This is a genomic window from Thermanaerothrix sp., assembly GCA_026417795.1.
GTDB lineage: Bacteria > Synergistota > Synergistia > Synergistales > Synergistaceae > Thermanaerovibrio.
Genome location: JAOACP010000131.1, coordinates 1 through 692, shown reverse-complemented (window position 1 = coordinate 692; position 692 = coordinate 1). Strand labels below are relative to the sequence as shown.

Genomic DNA, 692 nt, shown 5'->3' with positions numbered 1-692 from the left:
GTTGTTTATTTCCTCATTCGAGGCCAGCTGCTCCTCAAGGGCTGCAAGTGCTTGTGTCGATGAGCTTGCAAGTTCATTTGTTATTGCTGCGATATTATTACTGGAATCGTTTATCCTGCTCATACTGTTTTTTGCATTGTCCAGCCTTTTGTTTATAGAATGAATCTGTTCATTAACAGTCTCGTTTGCAACAATTATCTCTCTGAAGGCCTTTCCTTCCTCATCTGCAATGGCTGTGCTCATTGCTATGCCCTCAACACTCTTTTTCATTCCGATTCTCATGTTTTCAATCTGTTTTTGAATCTCATCAATAATTATAGTGATTTCCGAGGATGACTGTTTTGACTGATCTGCCAGCTTTTTAACCTCGTCTGCAACAACAGCAAAGCCTTTTCCCGCCTCCCCTGCCCTTGCAGCCTCTATGGCGGCATTCAGCGCCAAAAGGTTGGTCTGTTCGGATATTCCGTTAATAAAGCTTACGATTTTTCCGATTTTAAGTGAATAATTATAAAGTCCGTCTGTAGTTTCATTCAACTGATTTATCATTGTATGAACCATTTCAGTCTTATCTATTACTTCCTTGATTTTCTCTTCACCCTGTATGGCTTTTTGCAGTGCAGAATCAGCACTGCTTATAACCACCTTTGTCTCTTCAAATATACTTCGAATTGATTCGTTAATATCCCTTATGG

1 protein-coding gene is annotated in these 692 nt (G+C 39.9%); it reads right to left on the bottom strand.

The annotated features are described in order from the left end of the window. Positions 1-692: methyl-accepting chemotaxis protein (locus N2315_09590; protein ID MCX7829423.1), on the bottom strand; the 692-nt coding region annotated here is incomplete at both ends.